Source organism: Pseudarthrobacter cellobiosi (genome assembly GCF_023913755.1).
GTDB lineage: Bacteria > Actinomycetota > Actinomycetes > Actinomycetales > Micrococcaceae > Arthrobacter > Arthrobacter cellobiosi.
This window is the reverse complement of sequence record NZ_JAMXBJ010000049.1, coordinates 58,136-74,951: the sequence shown is the minus strand read 5'-3', so window position 1 is coordinate 74,951 and position 16,816 is coordinate 58,136. Positions and strand designations below refer to the sequence as shown.

The following is a 16,816-nucleotide window of genomic DNA, read 5'->3' as shown; positions in this document are numbered from 1 at the left end:
CGTTATGGGTGACCCAGCGGAAAATGCGCCGAAGGTTCCTGCCACGCTCGAACTCCGGATCCATGGCATCCGCAATACCCCGCCCCATGAGCTCCTCCGATCGGGGAAGCGGTCACTCAAGCCCGACGACGTCGAGCTGTCCTGGGGTGATGAGCTTGCCGGCTTCTACCGGGCCAAAGTCGGGGCGGGCGCCGTCGTGGACTCCGGTGCCGGTGCCGCGGCAAACGGTGGCAGCCCTCGGGTGGTGGAGGCGTATTCGTGGGGGCGGCTGGCTCGCTTCACTGGAGTAGGAATGGCCGGGAAGGTCGCCGACGCCGCAGTCCGGACGGCCTGGTTCCTGCTGATGCCGTTCGGACTGACCAACGCCGCGTACTGGAGCCGGCCCCTGCCGGCCGTTAAGCAGCAGGTGGTTACCGATCCGGCGTCCGGGCAGGCGGAACCGCGCATCGACTACGCCGACGGAGTAGGGCACGGGCGCGACGGCGCGGGACGGATCAGGCTCTTCGCGCTGGTTCTGACCCTCTACTTTGTGGTGACGGCGGCCGTGGTCTCGATGGACCTCATCGCCGTCCAATGCTTTCCGGCCGACGTTCCGGGCCAGGAACGCCGCGTCTGCTCTGCGCTGCCGGCGTTCCTGGACGGGCTGGCCGGCTGGACCCGCGGCCAGCGCATCGTGGTGTTCGCCCTGATTCCCATTGTGTCGGTGGCCGTCCTGGCAGCCATCGCCTACTTGGCGCGGACCCGGTTCCACCCCAGACCGAATCTGGGCACCGCTGCCCAGGAGGCGGCCGGCGCGGGTGCCGAGGAAATATCAGCGCTCCCCACACTGATGATCCGGAATCTGTGGGAAGCGCGGAAGGAGATCCGCTATAACGGGTGGCTGCACGTGTGGGCGGCGCTGGCCGCGGTTGGCGCCATCATCGCCTGGGACGGGCTCTGGACACGGATCGACGGCATTGCCTGTGGAAGCCTGGGCACGTTCTTCACGGAGTGCGCCCTTAGCATGGCGCCCGGGCGAATCGACCTGACTGGCATCGCGATGGCCTTCGCGTGGCTGGTCGCGGCCGGCGCGGTGGTGCTGGCGGGGATTGAGACGGTCCGGAAGTCCCCGGACAATCCGGACATGCCGTCCCGGGACGGATCATCATTGATGGGTTGGATTTCCGGCGGAGCCATCATCAGCGTCCTTGCGGCCGGGCTGGCAGCCGTTCTCTCAGGTGCTCCCGACGGCGAGGTCCCGGGCGCGACGCGAATGCTGGGCCTGGGCACGGCCCCGGCCGGGCTCATGTTCGTGATGCTGGTGCTGATCCTCACCATGAGCCAGCTCCGAAGGGAGGGCTACGACAAACGGACTCTCGGCTGGCATGGCAAGGGCTCGGCGGTCTTCTCCACCCTTGCTCTGGGAGCGGCAACCATTCTGAGCTGCGCAATTGTGGGGGCTGCCGCCACCGTACTCCAGCGCAACCTCGAACGGCGGGCTGCCACGGCTGACGGGATGTGGCGATACGGGTCCATGGCCGGTGACGTCCTGATGCCGCCGTCGGTGTTTTCGCTCTTCAGCGGGCTGCTGCTGGGAGTGATCGTCGCGGGCGCTGTCGCGTGGGGATTGTGCACGTGGCGGGCCGTGCGTTCGATGACGTGGAACACGCAGGAAGCCGCAGTGTCTGAGTTGCTCTCCGCCTACTCTGCCGCTCCGCCCTTGCCGCAGCAGGAAGCGGCGGGCCGCAAACTGGTGGCTGCCCGGCGGACCGCTTCCCTGGCTCACCGGGCGGAGGCCGTGGTGTCGCTGCTGGCCATCCTCATTTTCCTGGGGCTGCTGTCAGCCTTGATTCTGGGCACCTTCAAGGACTGGTGGAATGCCGGCCCTGCGGCGGGACTTTACCGGCTGATCGAAAGCATGGGAGCCCTGGGCCTGGCTGCGGCTGGCGCCACGATTGTTGCGCTGGCCGTGATGTCGGCCAAACCGAACTCCCGGCCGCTGGCACTCCTCTGGGATCTGATGTGCTTTATGCCCAAGACCGCCCACCCGTTCGGTCCCCCCAGCTACGGCGAGCGGGCGGTCCCGGAATTTGCCGCCAGGATCGCGGCGTGGCTGGATGGCATGGACGGCGCGCCGGCCGCCAAAACCGGCATGGTGGCGATCTCGGCGCACAGCCTGGGCGCGGTGATCGCCGTCAGTGCGCTGTTCCATCTAAAGTCAACGCGGCCTGACCTGCCGTTTAACAGGATCGGCTTGCTGACCTACGGCACGCAGCTGAGGTCCTATTTTGGCCGGTTCTTTCCGGAACTCCTGGGGCCGGCCGTGCTCGCCACAGCACCGGTGGGCCGGACAAAACTCACCGCCGCCGGAAGTCCGGACGATGAGCGCGTTGTCACGGGCGAGCCGACGGTTCAGTTCGACGTGAATCTCAGCCACGTCCTCGGGGCCGGCCCGAATCGCTGGGTGAACCTCTACCGCAAGACCGATTACCTCGGTTTCCCGGTCCTCTATCAGGGTCCGGGAGGTGCCGAGAACGTGGGGAGCATTCCGGACCGCTACGCGCAGGAGATGGATCCGTTCACGTACCAGTTCCTCGTGGTCAGCCACAGCGACTACCTGCAGGCGCCCCAATACGACGAGGCGATTGCCGCCGTCGTCAATTCCCTGCCGGCCCCGAGGCCGTAACCCGGGGCCTTGCGGTCTGTAGCGCGCGTCACAGATGGCAGGATGGTATGTATGACTTATTCAGCCGCGGAAGACCGCTATGAATCCATGCCCTACCGCCGCGTCGGACGCAGCGGACTGAAACTGCCGGCCATTTCCCTGGGACTGTGGCACAACTTCGGCGACGACAAGCCCTTCGAAGTGCAGCGCGCCATCCTGCGCCGCGCCTTCGATCTGGGCGTCACCCACTTCGACCTCGCGAACAACTACGGACCGCCCTACGGCGCCGCCGAGACCAACTTCGGCCGCCACTTCAAGGACGACTTCAAGCCGTACCGCGACGAACTCATCATCTCCAGCAAGGCCGGCTACGACATGTGGCCGGGCCCGTACGGCAACTTTGGCTCCCGCAAGTACCTGCTGGCCAGCCTGGACCAGTCCCTGGAGCGCATGGGCCTGGACTACGTGGACATCTTCTACAGCCACCGCCCGGACCCGGAAACGCCGATGGAAGAGACCATGGGCGCGCTGGACCACGCAGTCCGCTCGGGCAAGGCACTGTATGCGGGCATCTCGTCCTACACCCCGCAGCAGACCCTCGAGGCCGCGCGGATCCTGAAGGAACTGGGCACGCCGCTGCTGATTCACCAGCCAAGCTACTCCATGCTTAACCGCTGGACCGAGAACGGCAGCCCCAACCTCTACGAGGCCTTGGAGGAGGTGGGCGCCGGCTGCATCGCCTTCTCGCCGCTGGCCCAGGGGATGCTCACGGGACGCTACCTCAACGGCGTGCCCGCGGATTCCCGGGCAGCGCAGCAAAAGTCACTGGACGAAGCCATGATCACTCCGGAGAACCTGGACCGCGTGCGCGGGCTCAACCGGATCGCTGAGGGCCGGGGCCAGACGCTGGCGCAAATGGCGATCGGCTGGATCCTCCGCGAGCAGGGCAAGGGCTCCTCGGTGACTTCTGCACTCGTCGGCGCTTCCAGCGTCCGGCAGCTGGAAGACACCCTGTCCGCCATCAACAACCTGGACTTCACCGCCGACGAGGTCACTGCCATCGACGAGTTCGCCGTCGAGTCGGACATCAACCTGTGGAAGCAAGAGTAACCACGTAATGCTTCTCTGGTGGGGGCCGGGAACAATCCCGGCCCCCGCTTGGTTGGGTAAGATGAAATGGCGCCGAATGGCGCACTGCCAGCGTGCCGCCGTCGTACTTTCCGGTACTGACCGTTCTGGCGGCTGAAGTTGTCTTCAAAGGAGTTCCGTGTCTGCAAATCCGATTCGTGTTGCCATCGTTGGTGTGGGTAACTGCGCCGCCTCGCTCGTCCAGGGCGTGCAGTATTACCGTGATGCCGATCCCCAGGCCACGATCCCGGGTCTGATGCACGTGGAGTTCGGCAAGTACCACGTCAACGATGTCCAGTTTGTTGCCGCTTTTGATGTTGACGGCAAGAAGGTGGGCGTGGACCTCGCCGACGCCATTCTGGCCAGCGAGAACAACACCATCAAGATCGCCGAGGTTCCCCCGACCGGCGTGACCGTCCAGCGCGGCCACACCCTCGACGGCCTCGGCAAGTATTACCTCGAGACCATCGAACAGTCCGCTGAAGAGCCCGTTGACATCGTCGCCGCGCTCCGCGAGTCCAAGGCAGACGTTATGGTCTGCTACCTCCCGGTTGGTTCCGAGGATGCTGCGCACTTCTACGCGCAGGCTGCCATCGACGCCGGCGTGGCGTTCGTCAACGCCCTCCCCGTGTTCATCGCCGGCACCAAGGAATGGGCCGACAAGTTCACCGCCGCCGGTGTCCCGATCGTGGGCGACGACATCAAGAGCCAGATCGGTGCAACCATCACGCACCGCGTTATGGCCAAGCTCTTCGAGGACCGCGGCGTCACGCTGGACCGCACGTACCAGCTGAACGTCGGCGGCAACATGGACTTCAAGAACATGCTGGAGCGCGACCGCCTGGAGTCCAAGAAGATCTCCAAGACCCAGGCCGTGACCTCCAACGTCGAAGCCGACATTGCGCCGCGCAACGTCCACATCGGCCCGTCCGACTACGTCCAGTGGCTCGACGACCGCAAATGGGCCTTCGTCCGCCTTGAGGGCCGCAACTTCGGTGACGCCCCCGTGTCGCTGGAATACAAGCTCGAAGTCTGGGACTCACCCAACTCCGCAGGCGTGATCATCGACGCCATCCGCGCAGCCAAGATCGGCCTGGACCGCGGCATCGGCGGCCCGCTGCTCTCCGCCTCGAGCTACTTCATGAAGTCCCCGCCGGAGCAGTTCAACGACGACCTCGCCCGTGAAAAGGTCGAGGCCTTCATCCGCGGAGACCTCGAGCGCTGACCCCGCGACACCCTGCATTGCGGACGCTCTCTCACTTTGGTGGGGGAGCGTCCGGCGTTTAACGCCCCTTGCGACGCTCTCTCACTTTTGGGGCGTTTCTGACGGACGCTCTCTCACTACATCGAGCGCGAAAAGCCGGACACGACGGCGGGATCCACCCAGGCGGACCGCAGCTCCCTTTTGATCATCCTGACGGCGCGTTCGAATCCGTCGGCCAGATGATCCTTATCGAAAATGAGGACCGTCCAGCCAGCGGCTTCAAAGGCTTTGTCCCGTCGCCGATCGCTGAGCCGCTGTTTGGGCACGAGGTGATGGCCGCCGTCGTACTGGATGGCCACGCGCCGATGGCGGTATCCCAGATCCGCCGACGGCGACAGCGGGTCTGCCTCGCGCAGCCTGAGCTGAAGCTGGGGCTCGGGGACCCCGGCGTCAAGCATTGCCAGCCGGAGCAGGGTCTCCGGGCCGGAATCCGCTCCCACGCGCATGAGTTCCAGGGCTTCGCGGGCGCGGACGATTCCCTGCAGGTTTTTGTGCAGATCCGTCAGGGCGCGCAGCTTCTCAACGGTGGCAAATGGTGCGTCGCGGCCTTCAAACTCCTGCCGGGGCAGCCGGATCAACTCATCACCGAGGCAGACGAGGTCCTTCAACGGCAGCACGCGGGCCATGTCCAGCCACGTGCGTGGCCGCGTGCTGATGCGGATTCCGTCAGCCGATTCGACCTCGTCATCAGCCGCGGTCACGGTATGCCCGATCACGCCTTTGCGGCGAACGCTCGGCAAGGACCGCGGTTTGCTGAGATGCAGTTCCGTGGAGTCGGAGAGCCACGGTGGAAGGCACGAGCTGCGAAGGCGTGCCGCCGTCACGTGCGAGATCCAGGCACCCGGAGTGGCTGCCGAGAGCGCACGGGCGGCAGCCTCAAGTTCGAAATCCCAGTCTGCGGGACGGTACAGTCCGCGGCTGACATGCGCGACGTCGGGCCGGAGGAGACGATTCCGAGGGACGCCTTCTGCTGTGGCGTCCGTGAGTGTGAACGGGCCGGATGCCAATGTGGTGGGAAGCGCAGTCTGCGTGTGCATACCGGCATTGTTCCTCAGAGTGGCCGGTGCCCGCAGAAGTTATCCACAGGTGAGAGAGCGTTGCCTGGAAAGGCCCCAAAGGTGAGAGAGGGTTCGATGGAAACCCGCCATATGTGAGAGAGCGTCCGGGGTGGGGGAGAGGGATAGGTCAGAAGAGGCCGACCGGGTTGCCGTGCGCGTCGACGTCCATGCGCATCGCGGCGGGCTCTTTGGGCAGGCCGGGCATGGTCATGACGGCACCGGTCAGGGCCACGATGAAGCCGGCGCCAGTCTTGGGAATGAGGTCGCGGACGTGGATGGTGAAGCCCTTGGGTGCGCCCAGTTGCGAGGCGTCGTCGGTGAAGGAATACTGCGTCTTCGCCATGCACACGGGCATTCCGCCCCAGCCGTTCTTCTCAATGTCGGCCAGCCTTTTGAGTGCCGGCACCGAGAATTCCACGCCGTCTGCCCCGTAGATCTCCTGCACGATCGTCCGGATCTTGTCCTCCACCGACAGGTTCAGCGGATACAGATGCCGGAAGTCCGACGGCGCTGCCACGACGGCGGCGACCTTCGCCGCGAGCTTATCGCCGCCGTCGCCACCTCCGCCCCGGCCCCAGACGTCGGCGACCGCGGCCTGCACACCCTCCTGGGCGCACCAGGCGAGCAGCCACTGCAGCTCCTCAGGCGTGTCTGTGGCGAACTTGTTGATGGCCACCACCGGCACGATGCCGAACTTCTCGACGTTGTGCACGTGCCGCTTCAGGTTCCCGACGCCGGCGGCGAGCGCCTCGACGTTCGGCTCCTTTAGCTGGTCCTTCGGGACGCCGCCGTGCATCTTGAGCGCGCGGATGGTTGCCACAACTACGACGGCGGATGGCGCCACGTCAGCGATGCGCGCCTTGATGTCCATGTACTTTTCGGCGCCAAGGTCCGCGCCGAAGCCGGCTTCCGTGACCACGATGTCGGCCAGCTGCTGCGCTGTGCGGGTGGCGATGAGGGAGTTGCAGCCGTGCGCGATGTTCGCGAATGGGCCGCCGTGGACCAGGGCCGGCGTTCCGGCGATGGACTGGACGAGGTTGGGCTTGAGGGCATCCTTGAGCAGCATGGTCAGCGCGCCATGGACACCCAGATCCGCCACCGTGACCGGCTGGCGGTCGTAGCTGTAGCCCACAGTGATGCGGCCCATGCGCTCGCGCAGATCGTCCAGGTCCGTGGCCAGGCAGAAGACGGCCATGATCTCGGAGGCCGCTGTGATGTCGAAACTGTCCTGGCGCGGCACGCCCTGCGCCGGTCCGCCGAGGCCGATGATCACCTCGCGCAGCGAGCGGTCGTTCATGTCCAGGACCCGCTTGAACGTCATGCGCCGCGGATCGATGTTGAGCTCATTCCCCTGGAAAATGTGGTTGTCCACGAGGGCCATGAGCGCGTTGTTAGCCGAGGTGATCGCGTGGAAGTCGCCGGTGAAGTGCAGGTTGATCTCGTCCATGGGCAGGACCTGGGAATAGCCGCCGCCCGCCGCACCGCCCTTCATGCCCAGGATGGGGCCCAGGGACGGTTCGCGCAGCGCGATCATGACCTTGTGGCCCGCCCGTGCCAGGGAATCGGCCAGACCCACCGTGGTGGTGGACTTCCCCTCGCCGGCCGGGGTGGGGGACATTGCCGAGACGAGGACCACTTTCCCGGCGGTCTTTCCCGCGGGGAGCCGCAGCCGGGCGGGGTCGATTTTCGCCTTGTACCGTCCGTACGGCTCCACGGCATCGGCATTGATACCGGCCTGCTCCGCGATCTCCCCGATGGGCAGGATGGCGGCCTTTTGCGCGATCTCAAGATCGGTGAGGACCTTGTTTTCAGACATCGATGTCCTTTGGCTCTGTGCGGAACACTGTGCGCGACAATCTATCAGCCGACGGTTCAAAGGTGAGAGAGGGTTGGGGGGAAACGGTTCAAAGGTGAGAGAGGGTTGGGGAAGCGGGGATCAGCCTGCTGGCCAGCTGCTGTTCGACAGCGGCGTGGTAGGTCTCAAGCGTGATGGCGGCAGTGCGGTTCCACCCGAGGTTCTCCGCCCGGATGGCCGCGGCCCGCCCCATATCGGCGCGGGTGTCCGGATCGTCGTACATGGCTTCGAGCGCGTCCGCCCAGTCCGAGGCGTGGTGCCCGTCCACCAGCAGCCCGGTCCGGCCATGGCAGATGGCGCGGGACAGTCCGCCCACCCGGGTGCCCACCACGGGTGTCCCGCAGGCCTGCGCCTCGATGGCCACCAGCCCGAACGATTCGCTGTAGGACGGCATCACCACAACGTCGGCCGCCCGGAACCAGGACGCCAGGTCAGCCGCGATGACCGGGGGAAGGTGCGTGACGACGTCGTCCATTCCGGACTCTGCGATCAGGTGCCGGAGGTTGAAGTCCTTGTTGCCGCTGAGGGCGCCCAGGATGGTGAGCCGGAGGTCGATCTCGGGCCGCCGGGCGCGGAGCAGGGCCGCGGCCTTGAGCAGGACCTGCGGGCCCTTAAGCCGCTGGATCCGGCCGGCGAACACCAGGTGGAACGTCTCCGGTGAAACTCCCCGCTCTGCCCGGGACCGCGCGCGGAACGCGGGTGTGAACGTGCTGAGGTCAACGCCCGGCGGTGCCACATCGATGCGGTCGTAATCGGCACCGTAGTGGGACACCAGCTCTTCGGCTTCGGCGGTGGTGTTGGCGATCAGGCGGGCGGCGCCGTCGACGATCCGGTGCTCGCCCTCCTCTCGCCGCCGCGGCTCGGGCTGTTCGCCGGACTCCAGCAGGAGGTTCTTGACCTTGGCCATCGTGTGCATGGTGTGGACGAGCGGCACACCCCAGAGCTCCGAGAGCTCCAGGCCGGCGATCCCGGACACCCAGTAGTGCGAATGGATGACGTCGTAGCGGCCGTGCGGCTGGCGCTGTCGGATCTGGTCGATCTCCGCCACCATGCTGTGGAGCAGCGCCGGCAGTTCTTCCTTGGGGATCTTCCGCGGCGGGCCGGCCAGAACGTTGTGGACGCACACGCCGGGGTCCGGATGTTCGACGGCGGCCTGCTTGGCTGACGTGGAGCGCGTGAAGATCTCCACCTCCACTCCGGTCTCGGCCAGCGCCGAGGCCAGCTCCCGGATGTAGACGTTCATCCCGCCGGCGTCGCCGGAGCCTGGCTGCTCCATGGGGGAGGTGTGGAGGGAGAGTAAAGCGACCCTGCGGATCAATGTCATGGCTTCTCCTTCCCAGCCCTGGCGCGGCGCGGGCCCCGCTGTTGCCCACTCGGTAAAACACTACTCCAGCCCCTCCCGGGCGGCCTCCCGGTACTTGGCCGGCTGCTAACGTGGCGCGTGTGAATGCAGCAACAAATCCGCCCAGTTCCGCAGAATTCTCGATCCGCCCCGCCACGGCCGCCGACTGGCCCGGCATGTGGGCGGTGCTGGAGCCGGTCATCCGGTCCGGCGAGACATTCACCTGGGACCAGGACACAACAGAGGCCGACGCCCGGGCCCGCTGGTTCAAGGACGCCCCCGGCCAGGCGTTTGTGGCAGTGACGGCCGACGGCGGCGTGATCGGCACCGGCGAGCTGCACCCCAACCAGGGCGGCGCCGGCAGCCATGTGGCCAACGCCGGCTACATGGTCCACGGCGGCCACGGTGGCAAAGGCGTGGCACGGGCACTGTGCGCCTACTCCCTGGACGCGGCACGGGATGCTGGCTTCCGGGCCATGCAGTTCAACGCCGTGGTGGAAAGCAACGTCCGCGCGGTGGCCGCCTGGCAGGGGATGGGCTTCGAAATACTCGGCACCATCCCCGAAGCGTTCAATCACCCGACCCTCGGATACGTGGGTCTGCACGTGATGTACCGTAAGCTCTAGCCGCGCCAAAGCCCGCGCAGCCTAGGGAAGGCGTGCTCGTAGCCGGCCAGCAACTTGGCACCGAGAGCGGGGGAGTCCACCAGGGGATGCCGGCTGAAAGCGTCGACGGCGGCCGCCCGGTCTCCGTGCGTCGCTGCCCGGACAGCGAGCCGCTCCACCTCCTTGACCCTTTGGAGGAGGGTGAGTTGCTCCGGTCCCGGGGCTGACTGCGCAAGCGGCACGGCGCCGTCGGGCGTTACGGTGCAGGGGACCTCGACGACGGCGTCCGCCGGCAGTCCCGGAATGGCCGGTTCCGGCGTGGTACTTCCGGAGGCGGGCGCCCCGCCAGTACCGGTCGGAAGCATGTTGGGTGTATTGAGGATGAGTTGGGCGTCCCCGGCCCCCGCCAACGCGCGCATCACGGCCAGGGCGACGCGTTCGTAGCCGCCGCCGGCGAGGTCGTCCTCGTCGCGCTGCTCACCGTGGGTCCGCGCCTCGGCGAGGTAGCCTTCCTCCCGCGAGCGGCGGGCGGCGTCCCACAATGTGTAGGCATCCGCCCCGGCTGAGGCGAGCAGCGGGTACAGCTCCGCCTGCTGGTGGTGGATGGACTCGCCACGCGTCTGGGCCATGGCGCGCATGGCCGCGACGGCGCCGTCCCGCTGGTAATAGTAATAGAGGTACTCGTTGGGCAGGGCGCCAAGGTCCTGGAGGAACGGCTGCGGGAAGAGCCGGCCTTCCTCGAAGGTGCTGAGGGCAGCGGCGTCTGACAGCAGCGCGGGCAGCAGATCCCCGCCGCCGGACTCCAGCCGGTGGAGCCAGCCCAGGTGGTTCAGCCCGTAGTAGCCCACGCCGTCGAGCGTTCCGTCCGGCAGCGGCAGGCCGGCCGCCCGGGCCGCCCGGTGCACCAGCCCGCCCGCGGAATCGCAGATCCCGATGACCCGCCGGCCAAGGACCGGCAGCAAGGCTTCGGTGACCATGCCGGCCGGGTTGGTGAAGTTGATTAGCCAGGCGTCCGGGCAGAACTCCCCCATCTGCCGCGCCAGGTGCAGCATCTCGGGGATGGTGCGCAGGGCGTAGGAAATGCCGCCCGCGCCGGTGGTTTCCTGGCCGAGCAGGCCAAGGTCCTGGGCCACGCGTTCGTCGTTGATCCGGCCGGCCGTGCCGCCGGGACGGATGGCCGCGAACACCAGGTCTGTACCCGCCAGGGCCTCCGGCAGGGACGTCGTGGTGCGCACGGCGGGCGGCTGGACACCTGCGTTCGGGCCGGAGTGAGGGCCGCCGTCGGATTCCGGCATGGCGCGCAGAACCGCGGTGATGGCGCTCAGGCGGGCGGGATCGACGTCGAACAGCACCAGTTCGCTGACCAGCCCCGCAAACGCGCCGGACGCCAGCGCCCGGTAGACAAGCGGAACGCGGAATCCGCCGCCGCCGGCAATCATAAGCCGCATAGTCAGCAGTCTAGGGGGCCGCCGGGCGCGCCCCTACCGTGGGGCCGCGGCAGGGCGTAGTCTGCCGGACATGGACGCCATCCCGGACCGCCGCTTCGATCCGCTCTCAACCGTCCGCACACCGTCCGACGGCGGGTTCGACCTGCTGCTGGCCGGCACGGTTTTCCAGGACATCATCTTCACAGGGCTGCCGCACGCGCCCGAGCCCGGCACGGAAATCTGGAGCGAGGGCATGGGCAGCTGCCCCGGCGGCGTCGCGAACCAGGCCATTGCCGCGGCGAGGCTGGGACTGCGCACGGGACTGGCTGCCGCCTTCGGGGACGACGGCTACGGCGACTACAACTGGAAAATCCTGGCCGGGCAGGAACACGTGGACCTGAGCCTGTCCCGCCGCATCCCGGGGTGGCATTCCCCGGTCACCGTCTCGCTCAGCGTCCACAACGACCGTTCCCTGGTGACTCACGGCCACCCGGCCCCCGTGACGTCGTCGGAACTGATCGGTTCGCCGCCCACTGCGCTCGCCGGCATTGCCGCGCTCGACGAGGAGATTGAACCTTGGGCCGTGGCCGCGCACCAGGCCGGCGTGAGACTGTTCGGGGACGTGGGCTGGGACCCCAGCGGGAAGTGGTCACCGGTCCGGCTCGAGAACCTGCAGTATTTCCACGCCTTCCTGCCCAACCAGCGCGAGGCCATGGCCTTCACGGGGAAGGACAATCCGTGGTCCGCGCTGTATGCGCTGGCGGACCGCGTGCCCGTGGCCGTGGTGACACTCGGTGCGCAGGGTGCCATGGCCGTGGACTCGGAAACCGGTGAGGAGGAGTGGGTGCCGTCGTTGCCGGTGACTGCCTTTGATCCCACCGGAGCCGGCGACTGCTTTGATGCAGCGTTCATCGTGGGCAGCTTGGCCGGCTGGCCGCTGGGAAACCGGCTCCGCTTCGCCAACCTTTGCGCCTCCCTGGCCGTACAGGAAGTGGGCGGATCGCTGGCAGCGCCCGGCTGGGGAGATATCGCCGACTGGTGGAAGCGGGCCAACTCCCGGCCGGAACGCCAGAGCAGCCAGTGGCTTCGCCGCTTCGGTTTTCTGGAGGACATTATCAGCGACGTCCCACTCGCGGCGCAGCGCCGCGCCACCGCCACCATCGCGCACCTTTCCGACGCCTGACGTCCTGAGCCGGAACGCGGCGCGATTATCCCGACCTGAGCGCCCGCACTAGAATCACTAACGTGACTTATCCCGTAACAACCGGTGACTTCCGCGCGGCCTCAGGACCTGATCCTCTGTCCGAGCGGTCCGCCGTCATCGACCTGGACGCCGTCCGCCATAACGTGCGGCGGCTGGCGGACGCGGCCTCACCCGCCAAGGTCATGGCCGTGGTTAAGGCCGACGCGTATGGACACGGCGCGGTTCCGGTGGCCCGGGCCGCCCTCGAAGCCGGCGCGTCCTGGCTGGGCGTCGCGCACATCTCCGAAGCACTGGCACTGCGGGCCGCGGGCATCGACGCCCCCTTGCTGGCCTGGCTGCACACGGCCGAAAGCAACTTTGCGGCGGCGGTGGCTGCCGGCGTCGACATCGGCTGCTCCGGCTGGGAACTGGACCGGATTGTGGCCGCCGCGCGTGACCAGGAACGTCCCGCGCGGATCCACCTGAAAGTGGACACGGGCCTGGGCCGGAACGGCGTAGCGCTCGATGCCTGGGACCAGCTGCTGGGCGAAGCCATGGAGTACCAGGACCAGGGCCTCCTGCGCGTGGTGGGCATCTTCTCCCACCTGTCCGTGGCGGACGAACCCGAACGGCCGGAAACCGACGAACAGTTGGCCGCCTTCCGCGAGGTGCTGGCCGTGGCCGAGGACGCGGGCGTGGACCCCGAAGTCCGCCACCTGGCCAACACCCCGGCCACGCTGTCCCGCCCCGATACGCACTTTGACCTGGTCCGCGTGGGCCTGGGCATCTACGGCCTCTCGCCCTTCGAAGGCCAGACGTCCGCCGAACTGGGCCTCCGGCCTGCGATGACCCTGCGCACCCTGGTGTCCCAATGCAAGCAGGTCCCCGACGGGCAGGGCGTCTCCTACGGCCTGCGCTACCGCACCAGCGGCCCCAGCACCCTGGCGCTGATCCCGCTGGGCTACGCCGACGGTGTGCCCCGCATTGCCACCGGCGGTCCCGTCCGGGTGGCTGGCCGGACCTACCCCGTGGTGGGCCGCATCGCCATGGACCAGATGGTCATCGACCTCGGCAACATCGGCCCCGCCGGCGCGGAGCTCTTCGGCGCCGAGGCGGTGCTGTTCGGCGACGGGGACGACGGCGGGCCCACGGCGGATGACTGGGCGATCGCCGCCGGCACCAACAACTACGAGATCGTGACCCGGATCAGCCCGCGCGTGCCGCGCCGGTTCATCAACGACAGTCCCGCCGTCGAGCCTTCCGGCAGCCGCCCAGCCGGCGACGCTCCTGGCGCCGGGCGTTCTGCCGTTGGCAATCCCGACGCCGGGCAGGCAACACCGTGAGCGTGCCCGCGGCAGAGATGCCCCACTGGGAAGAGACGCTGAGAGTCACGACGGCGGACCAGACTCACGCGCTCGCCGCCGCTTTGGGGGCGGGGCTGCAGGCCGGGGACCTGTTGGTGCTGACCGGCGAGCTGGGTGCCGGGAAAACCACCTTCACGCAGGGCCTCGGCGAAGGCTTGGGCGTGCGCGCGGGCATCATTTCGCCCACCTTCGTCCTGGTCCGCATCCATCCCAACCTGACCGACGGCCCGCGGCCCGGTGGCCCTGATCTGGTGCACGTGGACGCGTACCGGCTGGGATCGGCGTCGGAAATTGACGACATTGACCTGGAAAACACGCTGGACTCGTCCGTGACCGTGGTGGAGTGGGGACGCGGCCGGGTGGAGCGCCTTAGCGAGAGCCGGCTGGAAGTGGACCTGCACCGGGCGATCGGGCTGGACGCTCTAGGCGCTGCGGAACCAATGCCCGGCCACACCGAAATCCTCGACTTTGACACCGAGGACTTCGACGAACCCCGCACCATCGTGCTGCGCGGGTTTGGTCCCCGCTGGAGCACCAAGCCTGCCCTGGGCGGCGCCATCGAAGGGACACCCTGATGCTCATTCTCGCCATCGACACCTCCGCCGTGGCCAGTGCGGCACTCGTCTCGGACGACGCCCTCGAAGGCGTGGTGGCCAGCTTCTCCACCGAGGACACGCGCAGCCACGCCGAAGTGCTGGCCCCCGGCATCGAGGACCTGCTGGCCTCTGCGGGCGTCACCGGCGGGGACATCGACGCGATCGTGACAGGCGTGGGCCCCGGCCCGTTCACCGGCCTGCGCTCGGGGATCGCAACCGCCCGGACGCTCGCCTTCGTCTGGGACAAACCGCTGTACGGGCTGATGAGCCTGGACGCCGTGGCACTGGAAGTGGCTGAGTCCACCGATGCCGCGGCCGAATTCCTGGTGGTCACGGACGCCCGGCGCAAGGAGGTCTACTGGGCGCGGTACAGCCTCGCCGACGGCCAGTTGCCGCAGCTTGAGGACGGCCCGCACGTCAGCTTCGCGGCCGACCTGCCGGACCTCCCGGCCTACGGCGCCGGCGCCGGACTCTACAGTGACGTGCTGCGCGCAGACCCCGGCTTCAGCAACGAACAGCCCGACGCCCTCTACCTCGGACAGTTCGCCTTGGCCCGGCTCGCAGCCGGCGGGCAGCTGCTCGACTCCACGCCCCTGTACCTCCGGGAATCGGACGCCCAGGTCCCCGGCCCACGGAAGCGGGCCCTGTGAGCATGCCGACCAGCGCTGACGGAGTGGTTTTCCGGGACATGACCCTGGAGGACGTGCCCGCCGTGGACGCCCTCGAACAGCGGCTGTTCCCGGCGGACGCGTGGCCGCTGCACATGTTCCTGTCCGAACTGTCCCAGCCGGAAACGCGCCGCTACCTGGTGGCCGAAAGCGGCGGGGACATCGTGGGCTACGCCGGCCTGATGTGCATCGAGCCCATCGCGGACGTCCAGACCATCGCCGTCGTGCCTGAATTCGAAGGCCAAGGGATCGGCTCAACGCTCCTGACCCGGCTGATCACGGAAGCCCGGCTCCGCGGGGCCGCGGACGTCCTCCTCGAGGTCCGCGCGGACAACCCCCGGGCGCAGCAGCTGTACGTGCGGTTCGGCTTCGAACAGATCCACGTCCGCCGGGGGTATTACCGCGACGGCGTCGACGCCCTCATCATGCGGCTGCAGCTGGCCCCCGAAGCCGATCCCATAACCCAATCCGATGCCACCACAGAAGCAGGCCAGGCATGAACCGCTCGCAGCCCCTGGTGCTGGGCATCGAATCCTCCTGCGACGAAACCGGCGTTGGCATCGTCCGCGGTACCACGCTGCTCACCAACACGGTGTCCTCCTCGATGGACGAGCACGTCCGCTTCGGCGGCGTGATCCCCGAGATCGCCTCCCGCGCGCACCTTGATGCCTTTGTGCCCACGCTGCGCCAGGCCCTGGCCGACGCCGACGTAACGCTGGAGGACGTGGATGCCCTTGCCGTCACCTCCGGGCCCGGGCTTGCGGGCGCCCTGATGGTGGGGGTCTGCGCCGCGAAAGCCCTTGCCGTGGCCACCGGCAAGCCGCTGTATGCCATCAACCACCTTGTGGCGCATGTCGGCGTCGGGCTGCTGGACGGAAACCCCGACGGCGGTGCTGCCGCCGGCCGCGTGGCCGGCCGTTCCGCCGGCGCTGCGTCCGGGCTTGCCGCAGGGCTCGGCCACGCCCGCCGTCTCCCGGAAAACCTGGGTGCCCTGCTGGTCTCCGGCGGGCACACCGAGATCCTGAAGATCAACAGCATCACCAGCGACGTCCAGCTCCTCGGCTCCACCATCGACGACGCCGCCGGCGAAGCCTACGACAAAGTGGCCCGCATCCTGGGCCTCGGCTACCCGGGCGGCCCGGCCATCGACAAGCTGGCCCGCAACGGCAACCCCAAAGCCATCCGGTTCCCGCGCGGCCTCAGCCAGCCCAAGTACATGGGCACCGCCGAGGAACCGGGAAAACACCGCTACGACTGGTCTTTCAGCGGCCTGAAGACGGCAGTGGCACGGTGCGTCGAGCAGTTCGAGGCCCGTGGCGAAGAGGTGCCGGTGGCCGACATTGCCGCAGCCTTCCAGGAAGCGGTGGTGGACGTGATCACGTCCAAGGCCGTCCTGGCCTGCCGCGAGCACGGCATCAAAGACGTTCTCTTGGGCGGGGGAGTGGCGGCCAACTCCAGGTTGCGGGAACTCACCGGTCAGCGCTGTGCGTCAGCTGGAATCAAACTCCACGTGCCGCCGCTGGACCTGTGCACGGACAACGGCGCCATGGTGGCGGCCCTCGGTGCGCAGCTGGTGATGGCCGGGATCGGGCCCAGCGGCATCCGCTTCGCCCCGGACTCCTCGATGCCGGTCACCGCGGTGTCCCTCCCCGCCTTCGGTGGTTGAGCCTGTCGAAACCCAC

At 67.8% G+C, this 16,816-nt stretch carries 14 protein-coding genes; 10 read left to right on the top strand and 4 right to left on the bottom strand.

The features are described 5' to 3' along the window. Positions 1–4 precede the first annotated feature (4 nt). From NG696_RS16220 to NG696_RS16210, 3 genes are all read left to right on the top strand, one after another. The gene (locus NG696_RS16220; RefSeq protein ID WP_252567569.1) at positions 5–2,665 is read left to right on the top strand and encodes a hypothetical protein; all 2,661 of its coding nucleotides are present in this window, start codon (positions 5–7) and stop codon (positions 2,663–2,665) included. Between the two features lie 51 nt (positions 2,666–2,716). After that, a complete protein-coding gene (gene mgrA / locus NG696_RS16215; protein WP_252567567.1) occupies positions 2,717–3,754 on the top strand; it encodes an L-glyceraldehyde 3-phosphate reductase in 1,038 nt (345 codons plus the stop codon). Positions 3,755–3,911: 157 nt separating this feature from the next. Then, positions 3,912–4,997, top strand: coding sequence for an inositol-3-phosphate synthase (locus NG696_RS16210; RefSeq protein ID WP_104062587.1), 1,086 nt, complete (start codon positions 3,912–3,914; stop codon positions 4,995–4,997). 116 nt (positions 4,998–5,113) lie between these two features. Here the strand turns inward: NG696_RS16210 and NG696_RS16205 are convergent, their stop codons facing one another. The 3 genes from NG696_RS16205 to mshA all read right to left on the bottom strand — a co-directional run bounded on the left by NG696_RS16205 (position 5,114) and on the right by mshA (position 9,273). Then, positions 5,114–6,073, bottom strand: coding sequence for a DUF559 domain-containing protein (locus tag NG696_RS16205; RefSeq protein ID WP_252567565.1), 960 nt, complete (start codon positions 6,071–6,073; stop codon positions 5,114–5,116). Between the two features lie 148 nt (positions 6,074–6,221). Further along, positions 6,222–7,910 carry a formate--tetrahydrofolate ligase gene (locus tag NG696_RS16200; RefSeq protein ID WP_252576148.1) on the bottom strand — a complete coding sequence of 563 codons (1,689 nt, stop codon included), beginning with the start codon at positions 7,908–7,910 and terminating at the stop codon, positions 6,222–6,224. Positions 7,911–7,998: 88 nt separating this feature from the next. Beyond that, the gene (mshA, locus tag NG696_RS16195) at positions 7,999–9,273 is read right to left on the bottom strand and encodes a D-inositol-3-phosphate glycosyltransferase (protein ID WP_252567561.1); all 1,275 of its coding nucleotides are present in this window, start codon (positions 9,271–9,273) and stop codon (positions 7,999–8,001) included. 119 nt (positions 9,274–9,392) lie between these two features. Here mshA and NG696_RS16190 point away from each other — a divergent pair, with 119 nt between their 5' ends. Then, complete coding sequence (locus tag NG696_RS16190; protein WP_308291982.1) at positions 9,393–9,917, top strand: GNAT family N-acetyltransferase; 525 nt, start codon at positions 9,393–9,395, stop codon at positions 9,915–9,917. Here NG696_RS16190 and NG696_RS16185 read toward each other — a convergent pair. After that, positions 9,914–11,344, bottom strand: coding sequence for a family 4 glycosyl hydrolase (locus NG696_RS16185; RefSeq protein WP_252576147.1), 1,431 nt, complete (start codon positions 11,342–11,344; stop codon positions 9,914–9,916). The genes NG696_RS16190 and NG696_RS16185 overlap by 4 nt on opposite strands. A 70-nt stretch (positions 11,345–11,414) precedes the next feature. Here NG696_RS16185 and NG696_RS16180 point away from each other — a divergent pair, with 70 nt between their 5' ends. The 6 genes from NG696_RS16180 to NG696_RS16155 all read left to right on the top strand — a co-directional run bounded on the left by NG696_RS16180 (position 11,415) and on the right by NG696_RS16155 (position 16,800). Continuing rightward, a complete protein-coding gene (locus NG696_RS16180) occupies positions 11,415–12,506 on the top strand; it encodes a carbohydrate kinase family protein (RefSeq protein ID WP_252576146.1) in 1,092 nt (363 codons plus the stop codon). A 62-nt stretch (positions 12,507–12,568) separates the two neighbouring features. Further along, the gene (gene alr / locus NG696_RS16175; protein ID WP_252567557.1) at positions 12,569–13,849 is read left to right on the top strand and encodes an alanine racemase; all 1,281 of its coding nucleotides are present in this window, start codon (positions 12,569–12,571) and stop codon (positions 13,847–13,849) included. Between the two features lie 17 nt (positions 13,850–13,866). After that, positions 13,867–14,445, top strand: a complete 579-nt coding sequence (tsaE, locus tag NG696_RS16170; RefSeq protein WP_252576257.1) for a tRNA (adenosine(37)-N6)-threonylcarbamoyltransferase complex ATPase subunit type 1 TsaE — start codon at positions 13,867–13,869, stop codon at positions 14,443–14,445. Then, complete coding sequence (gene tsaB, locus NG696_RS16165; RefSeq protein ID WP_056344197.1) at positions 14,445–15,116, top strand: tRNA (adenosine(37)-N6)-threonylcarbamoyltransferase complex dimerization subunit type 1 TsaB; 672 nt, start codon at positions 14,445–14,447, stop codon at positions 15,114–15,116. The genes tsaE and tsaB overlap by 1 nt, the downstream gene beginning before the upstream one ends. A 2-nt stretch (positions 15,117–15,118) precedes the next feature. Further along, positions 15,119–15,634 (top strand): ribosomal protein S18-alanine N-acetyltransferase, encoded by a 516-nt coding sequence (rimI, locus tag NG696_RS16160; protein ID WP_252567675.1) that lies wholly within the window; start codon positions 15,119–15,121, stop codon positions 15,632–15,634. Continuing rightward, positions 15,631–16,800, top strand: a complete 1,170-nt coding sequence (locus tag NG696_RS16155) for a tRNA (adenosine(37)-N6)-threonylcarbamoyltransferase complex transferase subunit TsaD (RefSeq protein ID WP_252567555.1) — start codon at positions 15,631–15,633, stop codon at positions 16,798–16,800. The genes rimI and NG696_RS16155 overlap by 4 nt, the downstream gene beginning before the upstream one ends. The last annotated feature ends 16 nt before the right edge of the window (positions 16,801–16,816 follow it).